24 protein-coding genes are annotated in these 25451 nt (G+C 74.4%); 11 read left to right on the forward strand and 13 right to left on the reverse strand.

Annotated elements, in window-relative coordinates:
- Positions 1 to 62: 62 nt before the first annotated feature.
- From IN07_RS04430 to IN07_RS04450, 5 genes are read right to left on the reverse strand one after another with little or no spacing between them, the layout of a single operon-like run.
- On the reverse strand, positions 63 to 332 hold the full coding sequence (locus tag IN07_RS04430) for an acyl carrier protein (protein ID WP_197058351.1): 270 nt from the start codon (positions 330 to 332) through the stop codon (positions 63 to 65).
- Positions 314 to 1819 carry an acetyl-CoA carboxylase biotin carboxylase subunit gene (locus IN07_RS04435; protein WP_156119035.1) on the reverse strand — a complete coding sequence of 502 codons (1506 nt, stop codon included), beginning with the start codon at positions 1817 to 1819 and terminating at the stop codon, positions 314 to 316. The genes IN07_RS04430 and IN07_RS04435 overlap by 19 nt, the downstream gene beginning before the upstream one ends.
- A complete protein-coding gene (locus IN07_RS04440) occupies positions 1816 to 2340 on the reverse strand; it encodes an acetyl-CoA carboxylase biotin carboxyl carrier protein (RefSeq protein WP_052090780.1) in 525 nt (174 codons plus the stop codon). The genes IN07_RS04435 and IN07_RS04440 overlap by 4 nt, the downstream gene beginning before the upstream one ends.
- 1 nt (position 2341) lies before the next feature.
- Positions 2342 to 4057, reverse strand: a complete 1716-nt coding sequence (gene accA / locus IN07_RS04445) for an acetyl-CoA carboxylase carboxyltransferase subunit alpha/beta (RefSeq protein ID WP_231557987.1) — start codon at positions 4055 to 4057, stop codon at positions 2342 to 2344.
- A gap of 47 nt (positions 4058 to 4104) precedes the next feature.
- Entirely contained in the window at positions 4105 to 4431 is a 327-nt protein-coding gene (locus IN07_RS04450; protein WP_036333928.1) for a TcmI family type II polyketide cyclase, read from the reverse strand.
- A gap of 379 nt (positions 4432 to 4810) precedes the next feature.
- Between IN07_RS04450 and IN07_RS04455 the strand changes: the two genes are divergently transcribed.
- A complete protein-coding gene (locus IN07_RS04455; protein ID WP_052090783.1) occupies positions 4811 to 5533 on the forward strand; it encodes a LuxR C-terminal-related transcriptional regulator in 723 nt (240 codons plus the stop codon).
- Between the two features lie 135 nt (positions 5534 to 5668).
- Entirely contained in the window at positions 5669 to 6484 is an 816-nt protein-coding gene (locus IN07_RS04460) for a response regulator transcription factor (RefSeq protein WP_081975182.1), read from the forward strand.
- 37 nt (positions 6485 to 6521) lie between these two features.
- On the opposite strand, the gene IN07_RS04465 is transcribed toward IN07_RS04460, so the two are convergent.
- Complete coding sequence (locus IN07_RS04465; RefSeq protein WP_052090785.1) at positions 6522 to 7448, reverse strand: ABC transporter permease subunit; 927 nt, start codon at positions 7446 to 7448, stop codon at positions 6522 to 6524.
- Complete coding sequence (locus tag IN07_RS04470) at positions 7445 to 8467, reverse strand: ABC transporter ATP-binding protein (protein WP_081975183.1); 1023 nt, start codon at positions 8465 to 8467, stop codon at positions 7445 to 7447. Before IN07_RS04470 ends, IN07_RS04465 begins: the two co-directional genes overlap by 4 nt.
- A gap of 336 nt (positions 8468 to 8803) precedes the next feature.
- Here IN07_RS04470 and IN07_RS04475 point away from each other — a divergent pair, with 336 nt between their 5' ends.
- Both IN07_RS04475 and IN07_RS04480 read left to right on the forward strand, forming a co-directional pair.
- The gene (locus tag IN07_RS04475; protein ID WP_036333929.1) at positions 8804 to 10084 is read left to right on the forward strand and encodes a right-handed parallel beta-helix repeat-containing protein; all 1281 of its coding nucleotides are present in this window, start codon (positions 8804 to 8806) and stop codon (positions 10082 to 10084) included.
- Between the two features lie 158 nt (positions 10085 to 10242).
- A complete protein-coding gene (locus tag IN07_RS04480; protein WP_036333930.1) occupies positions 10243 to 10599 on the forward strand; it encodes a VOC family protein in 357 nt (118 codons plus the stop codon).
- Between the two features lie 19 nt (positions 10600 to 10618).
- Here IN07_RS04480 and IN07_RS04485 read toward each other — a convergent pair whose 3' ends face one another.
- Complete coding sequence (locus IN07_RS04485; RefSeq protein WP_036333966.1) at positions 10619 to 11455, reverse strand: dienelactone hydrolase family protein; 837 nt, start codon at positions 11453 to 11455, stop codon at positions 10619 to 10621.
- A gap of 183 nt (positions 11456 to 11638) precedes the next feature.
- On the opposite strand from IN07_RS04485, the gene IN07_RS04490 reads away from it, so the two are divergent.
- On the forward strand, positions 11639 to 13213 hold the full coding sequence (locus IN07_RS04490; protein WP_081975184.1) for a molybdopterin-dependent oxidoreductase: 1575 nt from the start codon (positions 11639 to 11641) through the stop codon (positions 13211 to 13213).
- Between the two features lie 71 nt (positions 13214 to 13284).
- Here the strand turns inward: IN07_RS04490 and IN07_RS04495 are convergent, their stop codons facing one another.
- Positions 13285 to 13899, reverse strand: coding sequence for a copper chaperone PCu(A)C (locus IN07_RS04495; RefSeq protein ID WP_036333932.1), 615 nt, complete (start codon positions 13897 to 13899; stop codon positions 13285 to 13287).
- A 133-nt stretch (positions 13900 to 14032) separates the two neighbouring features.
- Between IN07_RS04495 and IN07_RS23785 the strand changes: the two genes are divergently transcribed.
- The 3 genes from IN07_RS23785 to IN07_RS04510 all read left to right on the forward strand — a co-directional run bounded on the left by IN07_RS23785 (position 14033) and on the right by IN07_RS04510 (position 17101).
- Positions 14033 to 15520, forward strand: a complete 1488-nt coding sequence (locus IN07_RS23785; protein ID WP_052090787.1) for a phosphatase PAP2 family protein — start codon at positions 14033 to 14035, stop codon at positions 15518 to 15520.
- Complete coding sequence (locus IN07_RS04505; protein ID WP_052090788.1) at positions 15517 to 16407, forward strand: metallophosphoesterase; 891 nt, start codon at positions 15517 to 15519, stop codon at positions 16405 to 16407. The genes IN07_RS23785 and IN07_RS04505 overlap by 4 nt, the downstream gene beginning before the upstream one ends.
- 70 nt (positions 16408 to 16477) lie before the next feature.
- On the forward strand, positions 16478 to 17101 hold the full coding sequence (locus tag IN07_RS04510; protein WP_036333933.1) for a dihydrofolate reductase family protein: 624 nt from the start codon (positions 16478 to 16480) through the stop codon (positions 17099 to 17101).
- Positions 17102 to 17110: 9 nt separating this feature from the next.
- Here the strand turns inward: IN07_RS04510 and IN07_RS04515 are convergent, their stop codons facing one another.
- A complete protein-coding gene (locus tag IN07_RS04515; RefSeq protein WP_036333934.1) occupies positions 17111 to 17527 on the reverse strand; it encodes a MarR family winged helix-turn-helix transcriptional regulator in 417 nt (138 codons plus the stop codon).
- Positions 17528 to 17594: 67 nt separating this feature from the next.
- Between IN07_RS04515 and IN07_RS04520 the strand changes: the two genes are divergently transcribed.
- From IN07_RS04520 to IN07_RS04530, 3 genes are all read left to right on the forward strand, one after another.
- Positions 17595 to 19439 (forward strand): ABC transporter ATP-binding protein, encoded by a 1845-nt coding sequence (locus tag IN07_RS04520; RefSeq protein WP_269429945.1) that lies wholly within the window; start codon positions 17595 to 17597, stop codon positions 19437 to 19439.
- A gap of 63 nt (positions 19440 to 19502) precedes the next feature.
- Positions 19503 to 20813, forward strand: coding sequence for a methyl-accepting chemotaxis protein (locus IN07_RS26620; RefSeq protein WP_036333935.1), 1311 nt, complete (start codon positions 19503 to 19505; stop codon positions 20811 to 20813).
- A 125-nt stretch (positions 20814 to 20938) separates the two neighbouring features.
- A complete protein-coding gene (locus IN07_RS04530; RefSeq protein WP_036333936.1) occupies positions 20939 to 22288 on the forward strand; it encodes a pectate lyase family protein in 1350 nt (449 codons plus the stop codon).
- A gap of 43 nt (positions 22289 to 22331) precedes the next feature.
- Here the strand turns inward: IN07_RS04530 and IN07_RS04535 are convergent, their stop codons facing one another.
- The 3 genes from IN07_RS04535 to IN07_RS04545 are packed head-to-tail and all read right to left on the reverse strand — an operon-like array spanning position 22332 to position 25451.
- A complete protein-coding gene (locus IN07_RS04535) occupies positions 22332 to 23420 on the reverse strand; it encodes a M24 family metallopeptidase (protein ID WP_197058353.1) in 1089 nt (362 codons plus the stop codon).
- A 19-nt stretch (positions 23421 to 23439) separates the two neighbouring features.
- Positions 23440 to 24537: a LacI family DNA-binding transcriptional regulator gene (locus IN07_RS04540; RefSeq protein WP_081975188.1), complete on the reverse strand. Its 1098-nt coding sequence runs from the start codon at positions 24535 to 24537 to the stop codon at positions 23440 to 23442.
- Positions 24534 to 25451: a DUF6807 domain-containing protein gene (locus IN07_RS04545; protein ID WP_064972359.1), complete on the reverse strand. Its 918-nt coding sequence runs from the start codon at positions 25449 to 25451 to the stop codon at positions 24534 to 24536. The genes IN07_RS04540 and IN07_RS04545 overlap by 4 nt, the downstream gene beginning before the upstream one ends.

Here is a 25451-nt window from a genome sequence, read left to right on the forward strand (position 1 = left end):
GTTCGGCCCCGTCCAGGGGCTCGCGCCGAGCTCGCGAGGCGGGAGGAGGACGGGGTCCTGCTTCAGGCCGGCTGGGACTGGGCCGCGGAGACGGTCGCGACGATGTCGCCGAGGGTGTAGCGCTCCGCGTCGTCGTCGGGCATCTCGGTGCCGAACCGGTCGTGCAGCTCGGTCTGCATCGAGAGGAAGGCCAGCGAGTCCAGCCCGATGTCGGAGAAGTGGGCGTCGGGGTCGGTGGTGCGCGACTCCGGCGGGAGACCCGCCTTCTCCGACAGCAGGTCCATCAGGTCGTCGAGGGTGAACGGGGCTTTGGTCATGGCGGGGTCGGACATGGCGGTGTTCCTTCCAGGGACGGGGCGGGGACGGGAGGTCCCGGCCGGTGCTGCTCGGGGGCCGGGACGAGTTGGAGGGGGCCGTGCGGGACGGGCAGCCCCGTGGTCGAGCTCTCGGCGAGGGCCGCCGACTGCACGAGCAGGTCGGGCAGTGCGCGGTCGAGGAACTCGATGTCGTGGCAGTCGGCGCGCACGTCGGGGTGGCGCAGCAGGGCGCGGTGCAGGCCGACGGTGGTGCGCAGGCCCGGGCCCTCGACCCGCAGCTCGGCCAGCGCGCGGTCCATCCGCCGGATCGCCTGGTCCCGGTCGGGAGCCCAGACGACGAGCTTGCCGAGCAGCGAGTCGTAGTGCGGGCCCACGTCGTCGCCCTGGCGGTAGCCGGTGTCGAACCGGGTCCACGGGCCGCCCGGGGGGCGCAGCACGTCGAGGTGCCCGGGTGCGGGGGCGAAACCGCGGGTGGGGTCCTCGGCGTTGATCCGGCACTCGACCGCGGCCCCGCGCGGGACGACGTCCTCCTGGCGCAGCTGCAGCCGGCGGCCGCTGGCGGCCAACAGCTGCTCGCGGACCAGGTCGACCCCGGTGAGCATCTCGGTGACCGGGTGCTCGACCTGGATCCGCGCGTTCATCTCCATGAAGTACGCGCCGGCCTCGTCGACGAGGAACTCCACGGTGCCGGCCCCGGTGAACCCGACCGAGAGCGCCCCCTGCACGGCCAGGGCGCCCAGCTCCTCGCGCTGCTCGAGGGAGAGCCGACCGGCCGGGCCCTCCTCCAGCAGCTTCTGGTGCCGCCGCTGGAGCGAGCAGTCACGTTCGCCGAGTGAGATCCCGGAGCCGTGGGCGTCGCAGAGGACCTGGACCTCCACGTGCCGGGCCCGGGTCAGGTAGCGCTCCACGTAGACCGTCGGGTCGCGGAAGACCGCCCGGGCGACCGCCCGCGTGCTGGTGAAGGCCTCGGTGAAGTCCGCGGGGGAGGTCACCACCGTCATCCCGCGGCCACCCCCGCCCGCGACGGCCTTGATGATCACCGGGTAGCCGATCGCGTCGGCGATGGCGCGGCCCTCGTCCGCCGTCCGGACCGGTTCGACGACCCCGGGCAGCAGCGGCAGCCCGGCGCCGGCCATCAGCCGCCGCGCCGTCGCCTTGTTGCCCATCTGCTGCATGACCTCCGGCGGCGGGCCGACGAAGGTGAGGCCCTCCTTGTCGCAGATCTCGGCGAAGTCGGGGTCCTCGGAGAGGAAGCCGTACCCGGGGTGCACGGCGTCCGCGCCGGTGCGCAGCGCCGCCTCGATGAGGTTGGGCACGTGCAGGTAGCTGTGCCGTGGTGCGGCCGGGCCGATGTGGACGCTCTCGTCGGCCATCTCCACCACGGCGGAGTCCCGGTCGGGGGTGGAGCAGGCGGCGACCACCTCGATGCCGAGCTCCCGGCAGGCCCGCGCGATGCGGACGGCGATCTCACCGCGGTTGGCGATGAGCAGCCGGCTGATCACCGCGGGCCCCCGTCGCAGCGCAGGTACATCAGCACCTGGCCGTACTCGACGGACTCGGCGTCCCCGACGACGACCTCGGCGACCACGCCCGCCTCGTCGGCGACGATCGGGTTCATCAGCTTCATCGCCTCGACGATCCCGAGCGTCTGACCGGCCTCCACCTCGTCACCGACCCGGACGAAGGGCCCGGCGTCCGGGGCCGGCGCCGCGTAGAACGTGCCGACCAGGGGGGCGTGGACGGCGGTGAGGTCCGCCGGCACCTCGGCGTCGGAGGCAGGGTCCGCGGCGAGCGTGAGACCGCGCGGCCCGGGGACGCCGGCGCCGTCGGCGGGCGGACGGTCCTCGGTGGCCCACTCGATCTCGATCGAGCTGTCCCCGTTGCGCACGGTGAGCCGGCGCAGGTCCCCGGGGAGGGCCCGGGCCAGCTGCAGCACGTCCTCCCGCAGCGAGCGCACCTCGTCGTCCTCGCCGGTGGGCGGGCCGGTCACCTCGGCTCGCTGGGCGAGCTCCCCGGGGCGCACGTCACCGCTCCACCGGCAGGACGGGCTGGAGCGCCCGCACCGGCCGTCCGTCGTCCACGTCGATGCGGGAGAACCGCCGCGACCGGGCCGCCAGCAGGGCATCGACGTCCTGCCCGGCGAGTTCGTCCAGCTCCCGGCGGACCGCTGCGCGGAGCAGCCGCGCCGCCTCGGCCGGGTCGGTGTGCGCACCGCCCGGGGGCTCGGCGACCACGGAGGTGGCGATGCCCGACCGGTACAGGTGGGCCGCACCCAGGCGCATGGCCCGGGCGGCGGTCGGCGCCGCGGTGGACGTCCGCCACAGGATGGCCGCGCAGCCCTCGGGGCTGATCACCGACAGGTAGGCGTTCTCCAGCACCAGCAGCCGGTCGGAGGTGCACAGGGCCAGCGCGCCGCCGCTGCCGCCCTCCCCGGTCACCACCGAGACGACCGGGACGCGGAGCCGGCTGCTGCGCATGATGATCTCGGCGATCGCGTGGGACTGCCCGTGCTCCTCCGCCTCCGGTCCCGGATGGGCGCCGGGGGTGTCGACGAGCGTGACGACGGGCAGCCCGTGCACCTCCGCGTGCCCGAGCAGCCGCATCGCCTTGCGGTAGCCCTCCGGATGGGGCATCCCGAACTCGTGCGCCACCCGTTCGCGGACCGAGTGCCCCTTCTCGTGCCCGAGGACGACGACGCTGTGGCCGCCGATCGAGGCCACGCCCCCGATCAGGGCGGGGTCGTCACCGAAGGCCCGGTCGCCGTGCAGCTCGACGAAGTCGTCGAAGGCGGTGTGCAGGTAGTCCAGCGTCGTCGGCCGCTCGACCACCCGGGCCCGCTGGACCACGTCCCACGGGTCGCTGTCCGGTGGCGGCGTCACGTCGGGGGCGGTGGGGTCCGCCTCCTCGTCGACCTCGCCCCGGGGCCGGTCCGGCGCGTGCAGGGCCAGCAGCCGCACCAGCAGCGGACGCAGCTCGGCCCGGCTCTCCACCCGGTCGACCAGGCCGTGGGCCAGCAGGAACTCCGCGGTCTGGAAGTCTCTCGGGAGCTCGGCCCGGATCGTCTCCTGCACGACGCGGGGGCCGGCGAAGCCCACGTGCGCGCCGCGCTCGCCGACGAGGACCGAGGCCAGGGTGGCGAACGAGGCGGACACGCCCCCGTAGGTGGGGTCGGTGAGCACGCAGACCGAGAACAGCCCGGCCTCGCGCAGCCGGCCGAAGGCCTCGCTCACCCGGGCCATCTGGAAGAGCGAGAAGACGCCCTCCTGCATCCGCGCACCGCCGCTGGCGCAGACGGCCAGCAGCGGCAGGCCCCGCTCGAGCGCCAGCCCGGCGGCGCCGCTCACCCGGCGCCCGACCTCCACGCCCATGCTGCCGCCGAGGAAGCCGAAGTCCATGACGGCCAGCACCACGGGGGTGCCCCCGATCGCGGCCACCCCCACGACGACCGCCTCGGACTCCCCGGAGCGGTGCGCGGCGTCCCGCAGCCGGTCGGGGTAGGCGCGCAGGTCGGTGAAGCCGAGGGGGTCGCCCTCCCGTTCCGGGAAGACCGTCTCGGCGAAGCTCTCGGGGTCGACGAGCTGGTCGATGCGGGCCCGGGCGCCGAGCCGGAGGTGCGCGTCGCACTCCGGGCAGACGTGCAGGTCACGCTCGAGCCGTCTGCGGTAGAGCAGCCACCCGCAGGCGGGACAGGAGGTCCAGTCCGTCGGCGCCGGCGGTGCGGACACCCCGGGCGTGGTCATCGAGGAGCGTGTCATCTCGGCCTCTCAACCGTGTGCTGTCGCTCGCCTCATTCGGGCGAGGACGTCCAGTGGTAGAAGCGGCGGGCCATCGCGTCCTGCGGTGAGCGCCAGGTGGGGCTGTAGGCCTCGATGTAGGGCTGCAGGTCCGTGCTCACGGCGCGGAAGGCAGGCAGCGACTGGGCGACCTGCATCGCCTCCGCCGGGGGGCGGTCGAAGCCGACCAGGTGCACGTAGATGCCGTGGAACTGGAAGAGCGACCGGTGTCGCACCCCGATCTCGTGGGGCATCGAGGTCGCGTCGTAGCGACCGAAGACGGCGGCCACGTCGTCGGCGTGGGCCGGGTCCATCTTCGCGATGATCATCGTCTCGTGCACGGCTGCTCCTGCGGGCGTCGGGACCGGACGAACGAGGCGAACGCTAGGTCTGCGCCGGTCCGGCCGGCATCGGCCGCACGGGCGGTTCTGCAGGCGCACCCGGGGGCGTGGGTGGGGGCGTCGCCTCCACCGCGAGGAGGGGGACCGGCTCGCCCGGACGCCCGGGGTGGCCCGTCCGCCGTCGGTCACCTCCACCGCCCGGCGGGGTCGGGTCGTGCACCCGGGGCCGGGGGGACCACGACCCGGGTATGAACCCCGGGTGCGTTCGGTGACAACGCGCCCAAGCCGGTGGCGCTCACCGTGCGTCATCCCCTAACTTCCGAGACCGGTGAGATCCAGGCGGACGCCTCCTCGCGCCCGCCCGAGCGGAGTTGACAGGATGACCGGCGACCCGTACCTCGGCACGGCCCGCGAGGCGCTGCCCGATGGCCCGGTCCGGGACGACGGTGCCTCTTTCCGGGTGCTCATCTGTGACGACCACGAGGTGCTCCGGCACGGCCTGCGGGCAGTGCTGCTCCGGGCGTCCGACCTGCGCGTGGTCGCCGACGCGGGGTCGGCGACCGACGCACTCGCCCTGGCCGCCCGGTTCCGGCCCGACGTCACCGTCGTCGGGCTCGGGGCGTGGGGACCGGTCGTGGCCGAGCTGGTGCGCGCGCTGTGCGGACTGGGGGTCCGGGTGGTCCTCCTCGGTGAGCCCGGATCGGGCAGCGACCTGGTCGACGCCCTGCAGGCCGGTGCGTGCGGCTACGTGCACACCACGGTCAGTCCCCAGCGGCTGGTCGACGGCGTGCGGGCGGTGGCCCGGGGCGAGATGGTGCTGGACGCAGCGGCCACCGGCGAGCTGCTGCACCGGCTGGACGACGCACCGCGGCAGGCCGACGGCGCTCGGACGTCGTTCAGCGGGGTGCTGACCACGCGGCAGATGGCCGTGTCGCGGCTGGTCGCCGAGGGCCTCACCAACGCCGAGATCGCCGAACGGCTCGACGTCAGCCGGGCCACCGTCAAGGGCCACATCACGGTGGCCCTGCGTCGGCTGGGGCTGCGGGACCGCACCCAGCTGGCGATCCACTTCAACCGTGCGGCCGGCGACCTGCAGGCCTGAGCGCCTGCTGTGAGTTCCGTGGACGAGAACCGACACAGGAACTCGATTGTTCGTTACCGTTCCGTCACCGCGACTCCCGCCGGCCCACTGTGGCGGTCAGGGGCGGTGGTTGCGGTGGCATCAGGGGGAGTTCGCATGAGACTTGCCGACCCAGGGACCGAGACCGAGCACACCGATGCGCGCCCGCAGCCTGCCGACCCATCGAGCGTCCGGGCGGTGCTGCACGACGGCGTGGTCGTGCCGGACGGCCCGCCACCGCGGCCCGGCCTGCGGCCCTGCGCTCGGCGGACGCCCCGGCACCTGGTCCAGGTGCTGATCTGCGAGGATCAGGAGGTCTTCCGGCTCGGGCTCCGTGCGGTCTTCGAGGCCCAGCCCGACATCGCGGTCGTCGTCGAGACCGCCGACCTGATGGAGGTCGTGGCGGTCGCCGACGGCCCCGGGACGCGCGTCGTCATCGTCCGGCAGAGCCTGGTCGGCAGCGCCGCACTGCCGTTGCTGCGTGACCTGTGCCAGCGCGGGGTGGGCGTCCTCGTGCTCGCTGAGGCCGGCGGCGGTGGCCGGACCGGCCTGATGGACGTGCTGCAGTGCGGGGTCCGGGGGTTCCTGCCGCGTCGTGCCGCTGCCCAGCGGCTGGTGGAGGCGGTGCGCGCCCTCGCCCGCCAGGAGCCCGCCCTCGACGCCGCCGTGACCAGTCAGCTCGTGCGCCACCTGACCGGGGAGGTCCCCAGCCAGACCGTGGTGGCCCGGGCCCTCGACCGGCTGACCGAGCGCCAGCGCGAGGTGGCCGAGCTGGTGGCGCAGGGGCTCAGCAACGAGGAGATCGCCGGCCGGCTGTTCCTGAGCTCGGCGACGGTGAAGAGCCACCTGACGGCGGTGATGCGCCGGCTGGAGGTCCGGACCCGGACCCAGCTGGCGATCCTGGTCAACCGGGAGGACATCCCGGCAGCCTGAGACAGGACCGCCGCCCCTGGGGGGCGGCGGTCCTGTCTCAGACGACGTCGCGCCGGGTCAGCAGCAGGCCGGTCACGGTCGTGAACAGCACGAGGAACCCGGCGAGCACCCAGGCGGCCTGGGTCCCGTCGACGATCGCCGCCACCCCGGGCGTGCGCAGGGCCGCATCGGGCCCGGCGAGCGCGGCGACCAGCGAGCCGGCGTTGACCCCGGGCAACGCGGCCTGGGCGGCGTCGAACGCCCCGAGCAACGGTGCGGCGACGTTCACGATCAGGTTCTCCACGGCCAGCACCCAGACCAGCCCGAGCGCGATCGGCAGCGCGGTGCTGCGGAGCGCGTGCCCGAGCAGCAGGCCCAGCGCACCCCAGGCGGCCGCGATGAGCAGGCCGCCGCCGAGCCCGCGGAGGAGCCGGCCGACCGTCGGCCAGTCGGCGGCGGCGGACTCGCCGGCGGCGATCGCCCCGCTCGCCAGGGCGGTCAGCGCGAAGCTCACCAGCACGGCCACGGCCAACACCACGAGCAGGGCCAGGAGCTGGGCCGCCAGCACCTGGAGGCGGCGGGGGCCCTGGCCGAGCAGCGTCTTCAGGGTGCCCCAGCCGTACTCGCTGCCGGCCAGCAGGGCGCCGAGGGTGAGCAGCAGGGCACCACCGAACAGCGGCAGCCCGGAGAGCGAGTTCAGCACCAGCTGGTCGGGCAGCATGCTCGCCAGCAGCACCTCCGGCGGCAGTCCCTCGAACGTGGCGCCGCGCTGGTAGCTCACGTAGGGGATCACCGTGCTGAACACCAGCTGCAGCGCCGGCCACAGCCCGAGCAGCACCCAGGTGGCCGGCCGCCGGAGGAGCTTGGTCAGCTCGGCCCGGACCATGGCCCCCAGCGACCCCGCCGTCCGGCCGGTCGTCGGTGCGGGGCGTGCGGGCTCCGCCGTCCCCACCCCGGGGTCGTCGGTCTGCGTCGTCGCGCTCATCGCGCCGCTCCTCTCCGGGAGATCCGGGACAGCCGTCCGGTCCGTCGCGCCGGAGGAACGTCCGGATCGGGGCCCGCGGCGGCCAGCTCCGACCCGGTCATCTGCAGGAACACCGCCTCGAGGGTCTGCGCCTCCTGGCGGAGCCCGGACACCTCGACGTCGGCCAGCACCAGCGCCCGGTTGATCCGGGCGGCGTCCTCCGGCCCGGCCTGGGCGTGCACGACCCCGTCGACGACCGACACCCGTTCCGGGCCCAGCAGCCGGGTGGTGACCGCGGCGGCCTCGCCCAGCGGCTCGGCCTCGATCACCAGCCGGCGGAGCCCGAGCAGTTCGCCGACGCTGCTCTCCACCACCAGCCGGCCGGAGGAGATGACCGCCACCCGGTCGCAGACCTGCTCGACCTCACCGAGGAGGTGGCTGGACAGCAGCACGGTGTGGCCGTCGGCGGAGAGCCGCCGCAGCAGGGCCCGCATGTCGGAGATGCCCGCCGGGTCCAGCCCGTTGGTCGGCTCGTCCAGGACGACGAGCTCGGGGTCCTTGAGCAGCGCAGCGGCGACGCCCAGCCGCTGCTTCATGCCCAGGGAGTAGGTGCTGTAGCGGTCACGGGCGCGATCGGTCAGGCCGACGGTGCCCAGCACGGCGTCCACCCGGCCGGCGGGTGCACCGGCGTACCGGGCGAGCACGCGCAGGTTCTCCCGGCCGGAGAGGTACGGGTAGAACCCCGGGCCCTCGATCAGCGCGCCGACGCCCGCCGACGGGGAGCCGGCCGGCCGGCCGAGCACCGACGCCGTCCCGCTGGTCGGGCGGACCAGGCCCAGCAGCGCCCGCAGCGTGGTGGTCTTGCCCGCCCCGTTGGGGCCGAGGAAGCCGTACACCTCCCCGCGGCGCACGGTGAGGGAGAGGTCGTCGACGACGGTGCGCGGCCCGTAGCGCTTGGTGAGGCCGGCGATCACCACCACCTCGTCGCCGGGGCCGGACTCGACGAGTGGCCGCACACCGACGGCCTGCGCTGGGGGCATGGCGGGACTGTGCTCCTGCGGCTGCGCTGCTGTCGACGGCGACCCGGGGTCGATCCGCAATTCCCTCGGCGGACGGCAGACCTGCGGTGCGCGGGCCAACCAACGGCTGCGACCTGGGGCGCGTCCGGGGTGCGACCTCGGTCGCGGGTCGCCTCCTCCGCCGGTCGGGGGTTGCCACCTCGGGTGGGGAGAGTTGTCGACCCGCGGCGGCTGGGCGTGGTGCAGCGCGTCATCGAGGGTTGTCCTCGCCTCGGGACCCGATGCGGGACCGAGACGCCGGAGTGGGCGCCGCACCGGCGCGGCTCACCAGCGCGGTTCCTTTCCAGGAGGGCGAGAATGGACAGCAGCACCAGCACAACGAGGGCAGGCCGGGCCAGCTGGCGGACCCGTGGCCGGACGATCGTCCTGGCCGCAGCACTGACCGTCGGTGCCCTGCCGGTGGGCACCGCCGCCGCGGGTGGCCCCAGCACCCTGGTGGTGCGCCCGGGGGAGTCGATCCAGGCGGCGGTCGACCGGGCGTCCTCCGGCGACACCATCAAGATCGCGCCCGGCACCTACCAGGAGGCCGTGTGCGTCGAGGGCAAGGGCCTGAAGATCATCGGGTCCGGCCCCAACACGACGCTCATCACCTGGCCGGAGTGGGGCCAGGGCGCACCGCTGCCCGACGTCGCGCCCAACGCCTGCTGGACGGCCAGCGAGAACACGGACGCCGAGGGCGATCCCGGCACCCTGGCCGACGACGTGTCCGGGATCTTCTTCCTGAACCCGGACAGCCCGGTCACCGTCGCGAAGCTCGGCACCCGGAACCACCCGGCCAGCGGGATCGTCGGGTGGCAGGCCGACGGCTTCACCGTGAAGGCGACCTCGGGCATCGGCCACGAGCGGTACGGCGTGCTGGCCGCGGCGTCCACGGACATCACGATCGCCGGGAACGTCGAGCGGGGCGTCGACCGGGGTGCGCCCTGGTTCTCCGGCACCGGCGGCATCAGCGTCGGCGACTCCGACGGGGCGAACGCCCGGATCACCGCCAACTACGTCGAGGGCTTCAACCTCGGCATCTTCTTCCGCGAGTCACGTGGCGCGTCGATCACCGCCAACAAGGTGACCGGGAACTGCGTCGGTGTCCTCGTCTTCGACGACGCCGTCACGGAGATCCCGGACAGCACCCGGCAGGTGCAGGGCGGTGACGTCACCATCAAGGCCAACGCCTCGATCGCCAACAACCGGTACTGCATCGCCGGGCGGGACGGCACCCAGCTGGTCTCCGGCGTGGGGATGTCCATCGCCAACGCGGACTCCGTGCGGGTGATCGGCAACCGGATCACCGACAACCGCCCGGTCGTCCCCGCCGGCCAGGCACCCACCAACTACCCGGGCGGCGGGTTGACGCTGGTCAGCTTCGCCCCGCCGCCGGGCACCCTCCCGCCGGGCGTCGCCGGGCCGGGGCTGGTGGAGAACGTCGAGGTCAAGGCCAACCGGATCCTGGACAACGAGCCGGTGGACGTCTGGGTGACCCGGGCGATCCCGGGCACGCTGCTGCAGGAGGCCGGCCCGGGGATCACCTTCCGGGGCAACAACTGCCGGGTCAGTGACCCGGCGGAGATCTGCGCTCCCTGACCGACCCGGGCACCGCGAGGCCCCCTCCCGTCCGCGGGAGGGGGCCTCGTCCACGGTGACCCACGAGGTCGAGCACGTCACCGACATCCTGATCCGGGACCATGCCCCGGACACCCACATCGAGCAGAACGGCTGACCACGTGCAGGACCGACCGCGGATGACGCTGACCGCCACCGTGCTCGACACCCCGGACCCGCGCGGGCTCGCGCGCTTCTACGCGACGATGCTCGGCTGGCCGATCGGCACCGACGACCCCGAGTGGGTCATGCTGCGCCCGGGCGGGCCGGGGTTGTCGTTCCAGTTGGAGGCCGACCACGTGCCCCCGGTCTGGCCGGCCGGCCCCGGAGACCCGCGGATGCAGGCCCACCTGGACGTCGCCGTCGACGACCTGGACGCGGCCGTGGAGTTCGCCCGGTCGCTGGGAGCGACCGTCGCCGAGTTCCAGCCGCAGGCCGACGTCCGGGTGATGCTGGACCCGGCCGGCCACCCGTTCTGCCTCTACCTCCCCGGGTGAGCCGGCCGGGCGCCGGCGGTCAGTCGCGCCCGGCGCCGACGCTGTCCGCCGGCCGGCGGGCCAGGCGTTCCCGCAGGAACGCCACGACCTGCGCGCGCGCCTCGTGCGTCGGGTGGCCGGGGGTCTCGACATCGGCACTGGTGAGCACCCGGTGCTCCTGCTGGCCGATCCCCGCCTCGTTGCCCGGCCGGTTGTTCAGCGACACCGGCAGCCAGCCGTCGCCGAACACCGCCCGCAGGGCCCGGAAGCGGTCGCTGGGCGCCGTGGTGTCCTCGCTGAACCGCAGGCCCATCAGGCGCAGGCCCTCGGTGGTGACCCGCGCCCGGATCACCTCGCGTTCCCGGTCGGACATCCCCAGGTCCCGCCGGCGTCCCGGGGTCAGCGGGAACGGCGTCGACGGCTGGCTGGCGACCGGTGCGAGCACGGCGGGTTCGGCGGCGGAGGCCAGCGCGAGCCCTCCGCTGACGCCCATCCCGATCACCCCGATCCCCGGGCCACCCACCCGGTCGCGCACCCGGCGGGCCGCGGCCCGGACGTACTCGGCCGTCGGCCGGTCGGCCCGTCGGGCGAGGGCGCGGAGCTCCCGGCTGGTGCAGGCCCCGGCGGAGCTGCGCACGGCGTAGCCCGGGCTCGTCGCCCGGCCCGGGTCGCCGAAGAGGCCCACGACGGTGACGGTGAACCCCGCACCGACCAGGTGGTCGGCCAGGCCCATCACCTCCGGCGTGAGGCCGGGCAGGTCGGGCAGCAGCACCAGGCCCGGCCCGGAGCCGCGCGTGTGCAGGGTGTGGGTGATGCCGGCGTTGGTGAAGGGCTCGGGTGCCCAGCCGGCCAGGACGGCGGATGACGACTCTGTCATCGGCTGATCGTGGAGCACGGAGGCCGATCGGTCGAGTCCTCGGCGAGGAGAACCGCTCGGTCCGCTTCCCGGCGACGCTGCTCGGGCCGCACGGATGCCCGCCGGGCCGGTGTTCCGTGACGATCCTGCGTCGGTTCCCCGGCTCGGCGTGTCCCACCCGCCGAGCCGGGTGAAGCTGGGTGGATGGATGACGCACAACCGGTCGAACGACCGCGGGACGACGACGTGGCGCGGCGGGCACCGGCCGGCCGTGCCGCACTGTGCGGGCTGTTGGCGGCTGCGGCGGGCATCGGGGTGGTCGAGCTGGCCGCCGGCGCCGTCGACGGGGTGCCCTCGCTGGTCATCTCGGTGGGGGACGCCGTCATCGACAGCGTGCCCGGCTGGTTGGAGCGTGCCGCGATCGCCGCGCTGGGCACCAACGACAAGCCGGTGCTGCTGGCCTCGATCGGGCTGGTCGCCGCGCTGCTGGGCGCCGGCACCGGGCTGTTGGCACGGCGCTCGTTCGTGGCGGGTGCGGTCGCGTTCGTGCTGATCACCGCGCTCGGTGTCGCCGCCGGCCTCGCCGCGCCGGACGACTCCGCCGTCCTCACCGTGCTGGCCGGGGCGCTGGGCGCCGCGGTGGGGGTCGCGATCCTGTACCACCTGCTGGCTGCCGCGGCCGCGGAGACGCGGGCGTCGGACGGGCCCGGGACGACGGGCCGCCGCAACTTCCTCCTGCTGGCCGGCGGCGCGGCCGCGGTGGCGGTGATCGGTGGCGTCGGCAGCCGACTGCTCATGGGGCGCGAACGGCTGACCGAGCTGCGGGCGGCGATCCGGTTGCCCGTGCCGGTCCGGCCGGCGGGACCGGTGCCGGCGGGTGCCGACCTGGAGATCTCAGGCCTGACGCCGCTGTTCGTGCCGAACGAGGAGTTCTACCGGATCGACACCGCACTCCGGGTGCCGACCATCGACCCGGACGAATGGCGGCTGGAGATCCGGGGGATGGTGGACAACCCGTTCACCCTCACCTACGCCGAGCTGATGGCGATGCCGCAGATCGAGGCCGACATCACCCTGTCCTGTGTCTCCAACGAGGTCGGCGGCGACCTGGTGGGCAACGCACGCTGGCAGGGGGTCCCGCTGTTCCGGCTGCTCGAGCGCGCGGGGCTGCAGGAGGGGGCGACCCAACTGGTCGGCCGGTCGGTCGACGGGTTCACCGCCGGGTTCCCCACCGTCACCGCCCTGGACGTCACCGAGGCGATGGTGGCCGTCGGGATGAACGGCGAGCCGCTGCCGGCCGAGCACGGCTTCCCGGCGCGGCTGGTCGTCCCCGGGCTGTACGGCTACGTGTCGGCGACCAAGTGGCTCTCCGCGATCGAGCTCACCGACTGGGACGTCGACGGCTACTGGATCCCCCGCGGCTGGGCCAAGGAGGGGCCGATCAAGACCTCCACCCGGATCGACGTCCCGGGCCCGGGGCGGACCATCACCGCCGGGGAGCGTCCGATCGCCGGGGTGGCCTGGGCGCCCACCCGCGGCATCGAGGGGGTGGAGGTGCGCATCGACGACGGTCCCTGGCAGTCCGCGACGCTGGCCGAGCGCCTCGACGTCGACTGCTGGCGGCAGTGGTACCTGCCCTGGGACGCGACCCCGGGCGCCCACGTCATCACCGCCCGGGCCACCGACGGGCTCGGGGAGGTCCAGACCGACGAGCGCACCCCGGTGGCCCCGGACGGCGCCTCCGGGTACCCGGTGATCGAGGTCGTCGTCGAGGACTGACCGGCCCGGGGCGCCACTCCGCGGCCTGGTCCGTCAGGTGGCGGAACGTGACCGGACCGCAACCCACCCGTTCACTCGTTGCTGGGGTCCTCGGCCGGGTCGGGGAAGCTGAACCGCTCGAAGGGGTCGCTGTCGTCGGCGGACACCGGGACCTCGACGGTGATCTCGCCGGCCTCCTCGAACACGAACGTCACCGGGATCGACTGGGAGGAGCGCAGCTCCGTCTCCAGACCGACCAGGACGATCGAGGGCGAGCCCTCGGCCCCGATGTAGGTGTTGTCGTTCTGCGCGACGGTGATCTCGATCGCGTCCGACGGCTCTGCGCTCCCGCCGCCGCTGACGGCCTCCTCGAAGTCCGGGCCGGTGACGTCGACCAGGGTGACCGGCTCGGTGCCGATGTTGGTCAGCGCGGCGTAGAGCGGCACCTCCGCACCCACCTCGTGGAGCCCGTCGACCGGGTAGGCGAGCTCGACGCCCACGACCTCGACGTCGGAGTTGACGTCGACCGACGGGGCCTCGGGGCCACCGACGATCTCGCCGCCGTCGTCCGTCACGACCTCGCCCTCGTCGTCGTTGAGGCTGGGGGAGTCCTCCGTCTCGCCGCAGCCGGTGACGAGCAGCAGTGGGGTCGCGGCGGCGAGCGCGATGCCGGGCCACCGTCGGTACCGCGGGAGGTGCGAGGTCATGGGGGGTCCGTTCTCTCGGCGAGCAGGGATCTGCCAGCGCGTACCCGTCGGGTGGCGCGGTAGGCGTGTCGCTGAGGTCACGGTGTCGCAACGATGGCCGGGGTCCCCGGCGAAGCTGGGTAGCGGGCTCCTCATGAGCCGGCCCCTCACCACCTCGACCCAGTCGCCATCGGACCGCGAACCGCCGGAGGCACCCGGTCGCTTCGGCGTCCGCGCGGTCCTGGGGCTGGTGGCCCTCCTGGTCGGCGCCGTGCCGTTCCTCGCGCTGTGGCTGCTGGTCCAGGAGAGCTGGTCGCCGCTGGCCTCCCTCGACGGCGAGGTCGCGGCCGACCTGAACGAGGCGGTCAGCGGCTCGCCCGTGGCGGTGAGCGTGCTGCGCGGGGTGACCGACCTGGGCGGCACCGGCGCCTCGGTGCTGGTGACGGTGCTGGCGACGCTCTTCCTGCTCATCCGCCGGCACCGACGGCTGGCCGCGTTCGTCGCGGTCACCGGGATCGGCCTGCCCGTCCTGATCCTGCTCACCAAGTACGTGGCCGACCGCGCCCGCCCGGTGGTGCTGAAGCCGGTGGTCGAGACCCCGGCCAACCAGAGCTTCCCCAGCGGCCATGCGATGACCGCCGTGGTGACCTGGGGCGTGCTGCTGCTGGTGTTGCTGCCGGTGGTCAGCCGCCGGGTGCGCCCGTGGCTGATCGCCGCGTTCGCGCTGCTGGTGTTCGCGATCGGGTTCACCCGGCTGGCCCTCGGCGTGCACTTCGTCTCGGACGTGCTGGCCGGCTGGGCGCTGGGGGCGGCCTGGCTGGCGATCACCACGATGGCCTTCCGTGGCTGGCAGCACGACCGGCACGAGTACAGCGACGAGCCGCTGGACCCCCTGGAGGTCGACCCCGTGGAGGCCCCGCGGCCGGCTCCCACCCACCAGCCGGTGCTGCCCGCCGGCCGGACGACGGTCCTGCAGCTGGTCGGTGCGGCGGCGGCGTTGTTCGCCGTGCTCGTCGGGCTGGGGCTGCTGGTCACCCGCGTGCTGAGGGACACCGCTCTGGGCCGGTTCGACCAGAGCGTCACCGTCTGGTTCGTCGACCAGCGCACCGAGACGCTCACCACGGTGGCCGACGCGGTGGGGATGCTGTCCGGCACCCGGGCGGCCATCGCGGTCGGGCTCACCCTGGCGGTCCTGTCACTGGCCTGGGTGGGCAGCTGGCGCCCCGTCGTCTTCGTCCTGGTCACGATCGTCGGCGAGGTGGTCATCTACTTCGTCGTCGGCCTGGTCGTCGGCCGGGTCCGGCCCGACGTGGTCGACCTGACCGAGGGGCTGCCGGCCGGCGCCAGCTGGCCCTCCGGCCACTCCGGGATGGCCGTCGCCCTCTACGGCGCGCTGGCCGCGCTGGTCATCGGCTACGGGGTCAGCCGCTGGCGGTGGGCCGTGCTGGCGTTGCCGGTGCTGCTCGCGCCGGCGATCGGCATCACCCGGATCTACGTCGCCGCCCACTTCCCGACCGACGTCGCCGCCGGTCTGCTGCTGGGCACCGTGTGGGTGCTGGCGTGCGCCTGGGCCCTCGACCTCGGCTCCGGCCGAGGTCTCCGGCACCCCGCCCGAGGCGTGGCGATGGCCGGCCGGGCATGAGGCGCTGGTCCGTCCGTGTCGGGCTGGCCCTGCTGGCGGCCCTGGTCCTGCTCATCGGCTACGGCGTCCTGATCGAACCGCGGTTGGTCCTCGACGACGACCGGGAGGAGGTGGAGCTCCCCCGGCTGCCCGCAGAGGCGGCCGGGCTGGAGGTCGCCCTCCTGGCCGACATGCAGATCGGCATGTGGTGGGCCAACACCGGGATGGTCGAGCGGGTGGTCGAGCGGGTCGTGGAGGACGAGCCCGACCTCGTGCTGCTGGGCGGGGACTTCGTCTACCACGCCGGTCCGGACGTCGAGCCCGAGGTGGCGGCGGCGTTGGACCTGCTGACCCCGCTGCTGGACGCCGGGATCCCCACCTACGCCGTCCTGGGCAACCACGACTACGCCAGCGACGCCGCGGAGGAGCTGACCGCCGCCCTGGAGGGCGCCGGGGTCCCGGTGCTGCTCAACGAGGCGGTGCAGGTGCCCGGCACGGGTGCCGACCCGCTGTACGTCGTCGGGGTCGGCCCGGTGCGCCCCGGTCTGGTCGACGTCGACCAGGCGCTGAGCGGGCTGCCGGAGGACGCGCCGCGGGTGGTCCTGATGCACAACCCGACGGCCTTCCCCGAGATGCCGCCCGGCAGCGCGCCGCTGACCGTGGCCGGGCACACCCACTGCGGTCAGATCGCGTTGCCCGGCCTGCCGCGCTGGAGCTGGCTCGGGCTGACCGAGGCGGAGCAGGTGGTCGCCGACGGGTGGTCACCGGCGGACTACGGCGCCGAGGGCAACGCGCTGTACGTCACCTGCGGCATCGGGTTTCAGCGCGGTGCCGATGCGGGTCAACGCCCCGCCGCAGGTCGTGTTCTTCGAGCTGCAGCCGGCGGGGTGAGCGCCTCCCGCCGATGACTTCGGCCCGCCCGCCGGGTCTCTGGGTGCACGGGCCGCCGTCCGGGCGGCCGGACTCCGGAGGTCTGCCATGCGCCCGCTCGTCGTCACCACGTTCCTCACCCTCGACGGGGTCGCCCAGGCTCCGGGCGGCCCGGCGGAGGACACCTCCGGCGGCTTCGCCCACGGCGGCTGGCTGGTGCCGCACTTCGACGAGGTCATGGGCGACCAGATGGACGCCTGGTTCGCCACCGCTCAGGACTTCCTGCTCGGCCGGCGCACCTACGAGATCTTCGCCGCGCACTGGCCGAAGATGCCGACCGAGGGCGACCGGATCGCCTGGTCGCTGAACTCGCTGCCGAAGCACGTCGCCTCCCGCACGCTGGAGTCGGTCGACTGGTCGGGCGCCCGGCTGATCGAGGGGGACGTCGCCGACGCCGTCCGCGCGCTGAAGGTCGAGGACGGCGGTGAGCTGCAGGTGCACGGCAGCCTCGGCCTGGTGCAGACGCTGCTGGCGGAGGACCTGGTCGACGAGCTGCGGCTGGTCGTCTTCCCGGTCGTCCTCGGCTCCGGGCGGAAGCTGTTCGCCGAGGGCACGGTGCCGCGCACCTGGCGGCTGGCCACGTCGACGGTGTCCGGCACGGGGGCCGTCCTGGCCGGCTACCAGCGGGTCGGCGAGGTCGAGACGGGCTCGTTCGCCCTCGACGAGGGCTGAGCCCGCCGGTCAGTCGGTGAGCTGGCGCAGGATCCGTTCCAGCTCGGCGCGGTCGGCGGCCGAGAGCCGGGCGAACAGCTCCTGCGAGTCCGCGGCCCGCGCGTCGTCCACCTCGCGCTGCACCCGGCGGCCGGTCTCGGTCGGCGTCAACCGCACCGCCCGCCGGTCGTCCGGGTCGGCGGCGCGCTCGACCAGCCCACGCTCCTGCAGCCCGTCGGCCACCTCGGTCGCCGATCGCGGGGCGATCCGAAGTGCCTCGGCCAGCTCGGAGAGCCGGACGCCGTCGCGGGCGCAGACCACCCGGAGCGCGCGGGCCTGGTGCGGGGAGAGGTCCCAGGGTGCGAGCGCGGCGATGAACCGGCGGCGCAGCGTCCGGGCGACCCGCATGAGCAGGTCGCCGAGCGTCGCCGTGCCGCGGTCCGTCACGGCGGGAATGCTACCTGCTTTCCTGAGGTTGCCACACCGTGAGGTAACCTCAGGAAAGCAGAGAGGGGTGGTCGCCATCGACCCCATGGACCCAGGTCGGGGAGGCGGGCGCTCCGGCGGGCGGCCCGACCCGGCCGACCGCGCCCAGCTGGAGCGGGCACCGGTGAGCTGGAGCCGCGTCGCGGGGCTGTTCCGGCCGTACCGGGGGCAGCTCGCCACCGTGGTCGCGCTCATCGTCGCCAGCTCGGCCATCGCGCTGGCCACGCCGTTCCTCATCCGGCTGGTCATCGACGAGGCGATCCCCGAGCAGGACGTGCCCCTGCTCGGCTGGGCGGTCGCCGGCATGGTCGCCGTGGCTGCGGTGACCGCCGTCCTCGGCGTGCTGCAGACCTGGCTGTCCACCACCGTCGGCCAGCACGTCATGCACGGCCTCCGGACGGCGGTGTTCACGCACCTGCAGCGCCAGTCGCTCGGCTTCTTCACCCGCACCAAGGGCGGCGAGGTGCAGTCCCGGCTCACCAACGACATCGGGGGCATGCAGTCGGTGGTGACCACGACCGCCACCTCGTTCGCCGCCAACGCCACCACCGTGATCGGCACGGTCGTCGCCATGGCCGTGCTGAGCTGGCGGCTGTCGCTGCTGTCCCTCGTCGTCCTGCCGCCCGCCGTCTGGCTGACCCGGCGGGTGGCCCGGATGCGTCGCACCATCACCGCCGAGCGCCAGCGGTCCCTGGCCGACCTGCACTCCCAGGTGGAGGAGGGGCTCAGCGTCAGCGGCGTGCTGCTGGGCAAGACCCTCGGCGCGGGCCCGGCCCAGTCCCAGCGGTTCGCCGGCACCTCCGACGTCCTGGTCGGGCTCGAGGTCCGGTCCCAGCTCGCCGGCCGCTGGCGGATGGCCACGATGAGCATCGTCTTCGCCGGCATCCCGGCGCTGATCTACCTGATCGCCGGGATGCCCGCGACGTCGGGCGGGATGACCATCGGCACGCTCGTCGCGTTCACCGCGCTGCAGGGCGCGCTGTTCCGCCCGCTGATGGGCCTGCTGGACATCGGCGTCTCGCTGACCGCCTCGATGGCGCTGTTCAGCCGGGTCTTCGAGTACCTGGACCTGCCGGTCGACATCGACGACCCGGCCGACCCGGTGACCCTCGACCCGCGCGCGGTCCGCGGCGAGGTGCGGTTCGACCACGTCGGATTCCGGTACCCCGACGGCGCCCGCGACGCGCTGGACGACGTCGACCTCACGGTGCCCGCCGGGGCGACCCTGGCGCTGGTGGGGGAGACCGGGTCGGGCAAGAGCACGCTCGCCTCGCTGGTCGCCCGGCTCAACGACCCCACCGCCGGGCGGGTCACGATCGACGGCGTCGACGTCCGCGACGTCACGCTGGCCGACCTGGCCCAGGTGGTCGGCGTCGTGGCGCAGGAGACCTACCTGTTGCACGGCACGATCGCCGAGAACCTGCGGCACGCCAAGCCCGACGCCACCGACGCCGAGATGGTCGAGGCTGCCCGCCGGGCCCAGGTGCACGAGGTCATCGCCGCCTTGCCGGCCGGCTACGAGACGGTGGTCGGAGCCCGCGGCCACCGGTTCTCCGGCGGGGAGAAGCAGCGGCTGGCGATCGCCCGCACGCTGCTGCGCGACCCGCGCGTCCTGGTGCTCGACGAGGCGACCAGCGCGCTGGACAACACCACCGAGCGCGCCGTCCAGGCGGCCCTGGACGAGGCCAGCCGCGGCCGGACGACGATCACCATCGCCCACCGGCTGTCCACGGTGCGCGACGCCGACCTCATCGCCGTGCTCGCGCACGGCCGGGTGGTCGAGCAGGGCACCCACGAGGAGCTGCTGGCCCTCGGCGGCCGCTACGCCGCGCTGGCCGGCGCCGCCGAGCGGGAGGCCGTGCTCGCCGCCTGATCCACGGGCCGAGACGTTCCCGGGTCGACTCAATTGTGCCCAACCTGTTGCCGATAGCTGGGCATGACGACGACGTCGACCGGCGCCCCCGAGCATGTCCCGTTCCTGCCGCGCGGGGTCCGGTTGGACGAGGCGAGCTTCGTGGCCCGCCACCGGGTGATCTCCCTGGTGCTCGCCGCGCACGTCCCCGTGCTGGCCGGGATCGGGCTGGTCCGGGGTGTCGGCGGATGGCTGCTCTGGGGGCAGCTGGCCGTGCTGGCCGTGTTGCTGCTGCTGGGTCAGGTGCTGGGCGGTCAGGTCGCCCGGTCCAGCGCGGTCGCCCTCGGCCTGATGATCGGCGCCGACGTCCTCGTGCACGTCGGGGGTGGCCTCACCGACCTGCACATCTGGTTCTACGTCGTGCTCGCCCTGGTCGCGCTCTACCAGGCGTGGGTGCCCTTCCTGCTCGCCGTCGTCTTCGTCGCCGTGCACCACGCGGTGATGAGCCTGGCCATGCCCATGTCGGTCTTCTCCACCGAGGAGGCCCAGGCCGATCCGCTGCTCTTCGCCCTGCTGCACGCGGTGTTCCTGCTGGCCGAGGCGACGTTCCTGGCCTACGGCTGGAAGTTCGCCGAGCAGGCCGAACGGGCCCGGCAGGCACAGCAGCAGCTCGCCGAGGAGCAGTTGGCGGCCCAGGTGGCGGCCGAGGAGGAGCTGGCCGTGGAGCGGGCCAGGGTGGCGGCGGAGGAGGCGGCCCGCCTCTGCGAGCGTGCCAACCGGGCGGCCGCCCAGCAGGACCAGCTCGCGGGGCTGCTCGGCGCCGGGCAGCGGCTGGACGAGAACGTCGGGGTGGCCACCGAGGTCATGCAGGGGCTGCGCGCAGCGATCGGGGAGATCGCGGCGGCGGCGAGCCATGCGACGTCGACGGCGCACCGGGCCAGCGTCCAGTCCCGGGACAGTGCGGCCACGGTCGAGCGGCTGGCCGGCACCATGACCGAGATCGACCAGATCGCCAGCAGCATCTCCAGCATCGCCGACCAGACCAACCTGCTCGCCCTCAACGCCACCATCGAGTCGGCGCGCGCGGGCGAGTCGGGCAAGGGCTTCGCCGTGGTGGCCGGGGAGGTCAAGGACCTCGCGACGGAGACCGCCCAGGCCACCGAGCGGATCCGGCGGGTGGTCGACGCGGTCCGCGGCGACGTGGCCGCGGCCGGTGTCGCGCTGACCGGGGTGCAGGAGGTCATCCGCGGCGTCGTCGACGCCCAGACGACGATCGCGGCGGCGGTCGAGGAGCAGAACTCGTCGTCGGCGCAGGCGCAGGAGGCGATCACCGGGGCCTCTCGCGAGGCCGCCCGGATGGCCGCCGACCTGCGGGGTCTCGTCTCGGGGATGTGACCCGCCCGGGTCCGCCGCGAGGCCCGGCGAGTCGTCTCGGACGTCTTGACACCGTTTCGGATCCGCAACTAGTGTGACGCGCATCACTTGGGAAACCGCTTTCCCAATCTCCTCGAAGGAGTGGCATGCGCGCACTGCGTCGCACCCTGATCGTCACCGCGGCCGGAGCCCTGGCCGTCACGCTCGCCCCCACCGCGGCATCCGCGAACGGCCGGGACCCGGGCCGGGACCTCGGCCGGGAGGTGCTCGGCGCGCAGGACGGCTGGGCCGCCGCCGAGGGCGGCACCACCGGCGGCTCCACGGCCGACCCGGCGCACGTGTTCCACGTCCGCACCTGGGACGAGTTCCGTGCCGCCCTGGGTGGCGACGCCGCGCGCGGGGACACCACGCCGCGGATCGTCCACGTCCACGGCGTCCTGGACGCCCAGCGGCGCACCGCCGACGGCGCCGTCGACTGTGCGTCCTACGAGGTCGAGGGCTTCGACATGGCCGACTACATCGCGGCCTACGCACCGGAGGTCTGGGGCACCGAGACCGAGCCCACCGGTCCGCTGGAGGAGGCCCGGGCGGCGTCCGCGGACGTCCAGGAGGCCCAGGTGCGCCAGTACGTGGGCTCCAACGTCACGATCGTCGGGGTCGGCCGGGACGCCGGCATCGTCGGCGCCGCGCTCACCGTGCGCGGCTCGGACGACGTGATCATCCGCAACCTCCGGCTGTCCGACGCCTACGACTGCTTCACCGCCTGGGACCCCACCGACGGCGACGCCGGCGCCTGGAACGCCGCCTACGACAACCTGTGGCTCGCCGAGTCCACCCACATCTGGGTCGACCACAACACCTTCGACGACGGGCAGAACCCGCCGGAGGCGCTGCCCGTCGTGTACGGCCAGAAGTTCGAGGTTCACGACGGCCTGCTGGACATCACCAACTCCTCGGACCTGGTCACGGTCTCCTGGAACGAGTTCCAGGACCACGACAAGACCAACCTCGTCGGCTCCTCCAACAGCCGCGTCGCCGACCGCGGCCGGCTGCGGGTCACCTTCCACCACAACCTGTGGGAGGACATCGGCCAGCGCGCGCCCCGGGTGCGCTACGGCGACGTGCACGTCTACAACAACTGGTACGTCGTCTCCGACCCGGCGGCCTACCAGTACAGCTGGGGCGTCGGCGTGGAGGCCGAGATCGTCGCCGACAACAACTTCGTGCAGCTGGCGCCCGGGGTCGACCCGGCGTCCTTCGTCGAGGACTGGCGCGGTGACGTGCTCGACGGCGCGGGCCTGGACGAGTCCGGGACGCTGGTCGGCAGTCGCTCCTGGCCGCGCCGGACCAGCCTCGTCGAGGCCTACAACGCCGTGAACGACCCGGACATCCCGACCACGGTGAGCTGGACGCCCACCTTCGTGGAGCGGATCGACCCGACGGTCGCGGTGCCGGCGCTGGTGAAGGTCAAGGCCGGCTCCGGCCGCCTCCGCTGACCGAGGGCGCCCTCCCCGCCGGTCCGGCGGGGAGGGCGTCGTCTCAGGTGCGGACCAGGACGTCGGGGCGCAGCAGTCCCAGCTCGTCGCGGGTGGTCGGCCACAGGCCGTCGGTGGTGAGCACCTCCGGGCCGCCGTCGCCCAGGAGCAGGGTGTCCTCGATCTTCACCCCGGGGGCGGACGGGTTCCACGCGACGGCCTGTCCGGCCACCAGCTGGACCTCGCTCTCCGGGGTGGCGACCGGGTCGCGCCCCCAGTAGCCGGTCGGGCCGCCCTGGTGGTGCCGGGTCCACTCGTCGGCCGCGAAGCCCTGGTCGGCGTAGGCGCTGGCGCCGGCGGCGAAGACCTCACCGAGCGCGCGTCCGGGGGTGGAGGCGGCCAGGAACGCCGTCTCCACCGCGCGGATCCGTGCGTCGGCATCGGCCTCGGTGGCGGTCGGCGGCGCGAGGGCGACCCAGCGTGTCGCGTTCGCGATCAGCCCGTGCCGCCGCGCGCACACGACGAGCATCACCCGCCGGCCGAGCACCCCGTCGGTGGGCAGCGCGTGCCGGAAGGGCAGCCGCGCCTCCCCGGCGACCAGGACGACGAACGGTTCGGCCCCGCGGGCGATCAGCTCACCGCCGAGCCGGGCCGCAGCCTCGCGCTCGGTCGTCCGGGGCTCCAGCGACAGTGCGGTCGCGGTCAGCGCCTCGGCGGCGTCCCGGCCGAGTCGGCGGTACCGCTCGGTCTCGACCGGGAGCAGGCTCGCCCGGGCGGCCCGCAGCCCCTCCGCGGCGACCCGGTCGGCCTCGGTCAGCACTCCCGGGGTGCCCGGAGCCAGGTCGGGCCCCAGCAGCGGTGCCCACCAGTTGGTCACCTGCACCCGGACGTCGGCGGGCAGCTCCTCGGCGGCGAGCCGGTCGGCCTCGTTGTTCGGCACGAACACGGTGTCCCCGGCGGCGTCGACCACGACGGCGATCACCCCGTCCTCGGCGGACAGCTTGACGGCCGGCCGGGCGCCGTCCAGGTACCAGGACAGCGAGCCCACCGAGGTGAGCACCAGTCGCTCCTGCCCGGTCCGGCGCAGCAGGTCGAGCACGCGTTCGCGCTTGCCCGCCCGATCGGCGGCCGACGGTCGGTCCAGGTGGTGCACGGTGTCCTCCGGTGGTTGGTCAGGCGAGCCGGCGGGTGCTGTCGCGCAGCACCACCTCGGCATGGACCTTGACGGCCTGGCTCGTGGTCTGTGGTTCGGTGTCCAGCGCCAGCTGCGCCGCCCGGGCGCCCATCTCCTCCAGCGGCAGGTGCACCGACGTGAGCGAGGGCACGACGTCGCGCAGCGGGGCGATGTCGTCGAAGCCGGCCAGCGAGACGTCGTCCGGCACGCGCACGCCGGCGGCCCGGAAGCCGGCCAGCGCGCCGAGGGCCATCACGTCGTTGACGGCGAAGACGCAGGTCGGCAGCGGGCCCTGGGCGATCAGCCGGGCGGCCAGGCTCTCCCCGCCCTCCCGGGTGAACTCCCCGTGCAGCACCTGCAGGTCGGCGACGTCGACCCCCTCGGCGACCAGGCCCTCCCGGAAGCCGGTCAGCCGGTCACGGGAGGTCAGCAGCCCGCGTGGCCCGGCGAGCACCGCGAAGCGGCGGTGGCCCAGCCGGCACAGCTCGCGGGCCAGGGCGCGGGCCCCGGTGCGGTTCTGCGGCACCACGGCGTGGGTGCCCAGCCGGTCCTGGCTGATCACCGCGGCCTGGCCGCCGGCCGCCGCATAGCCCTCGAGCTCGTGGGCCAGCCGCTCGTTGTGCGCCCGGTCGGTGGTGCGGCTGCCGCAGATGATCAGCGCACGCACCCGGTGGGAGCGCATCGTCTGGACGAACTCCAGCTCGCGGTCGACGTCGCTGTGCGTGCTGGCCAGGAACACCACGAGCTCGCGCTCCTCGACCTGCCGCATCACCCCGCCGGCGATGCTGGAGAAGTACGGGTCCAGGACGTCGTGGATGATCAGGCCGACCACGTTGCTGGCCCCCCGGGCCACCGCCTGGGCCTGCGCGTTCGGCGTGTACCGGAGCTCCTGGGCCGCGGCCAGCACCCGGCCGCGATGCGGTTCACCGACCGAGCGGCTGCCGCTGAGCACCCGGGAGGCCGTGGCCAGCGAGACGCCGGCGTGGGCGGCGACCTCGGAGAGCAGCACGGGGCCGCTGCGCCGGACGGCGGGGGCCCCGACGACCTCGTCCGGCGTGGCCCGGCGGCCGGTCGGGCTCTCCCGAGCAGCGGTCATCGCCGTCCACCTTGGCCCGGCGCGGCCGTGAGCGCATCCCCGATGGCCTCGGAACCCGGCGTCCCGTCGGCCACCAGGGCCCGGAAGCTGCGGGTGGTGGCCGCCCCGGGGGCGAGCCGCACCGGGTGCTCGGCGGCCAGCTGGGAGCCCAGGCCCGGGTAGTCGTCGACGCGGACGAACCAGGGGTCGCCCTGGGTGGTCTCGTCGGTGCCGGCCAGCGCCACGGTGAACGGCGCCGGGCCGGTGGCGGCGAAGGCCACCCAGGCCGTCCGGGTGCCGTGCACGGCGTCCTCGCCCTCGGCGTCCGGGCTCCACACCCGGGCCCCGGTCACCGGGGGGAACCGCCAGAACAGCCCGCCGTAGCCGGCGCCGCTGCGCCCGTTGGTGGCGGGGCTGCCCAGCTCCACCGGGGCGTCGGTGGTGTTGCGCAGGGTGGTGGTCAGGTCGAGGGTCCAGGCGCCGGGGAGCGGGGCGGGCGCCGCCTTCACGGTGCGCTCCTCGGTGAGCAGCGTGCGCCCGTCCGGGCCCAGCCAGTCGAGGGTCTCCCGGAAGCCGTCGGGTGCCTGCGCCGTCCACCCGGTGTGCACCTGGCGGCCGTGGTCGGCCCGCCAGGTGTAGCCCTGGTCGCGCAGGTAGGTGCGGCCGCCCCAGACGTTCGCGCCGCCGACGTCCTGCAGGGTGACCGAGACGCCCAGGTGCCAGCGGTGGTCCTCGGGCTGGGCGTCGGTGACCGGGGTGCCGGCCAGGGTGCTGACCGGGTGCAGGAACGGCCGGGGGGCGAGCACACCGGGGAGCCCGGCGCCGTCCCAGCAGGTGGCGACCACGGTGCCGGCGACCGTCAGCGTGGCCAGAATCGCGCCGGCCGGGGACGGCTCCTCGGGGACGTGCCCCTGGTGCAGGGCCTTGAGCGCCAT

The organism is Modestobacter caceresii, from assembly GCF_000761485.1.
Lineage (GTDB): Bacteria > Actinomycetota > Actinomycetes > Mycobacteriales > Geodermatophilaceae > Modestobacter > Modestobacter caceresii.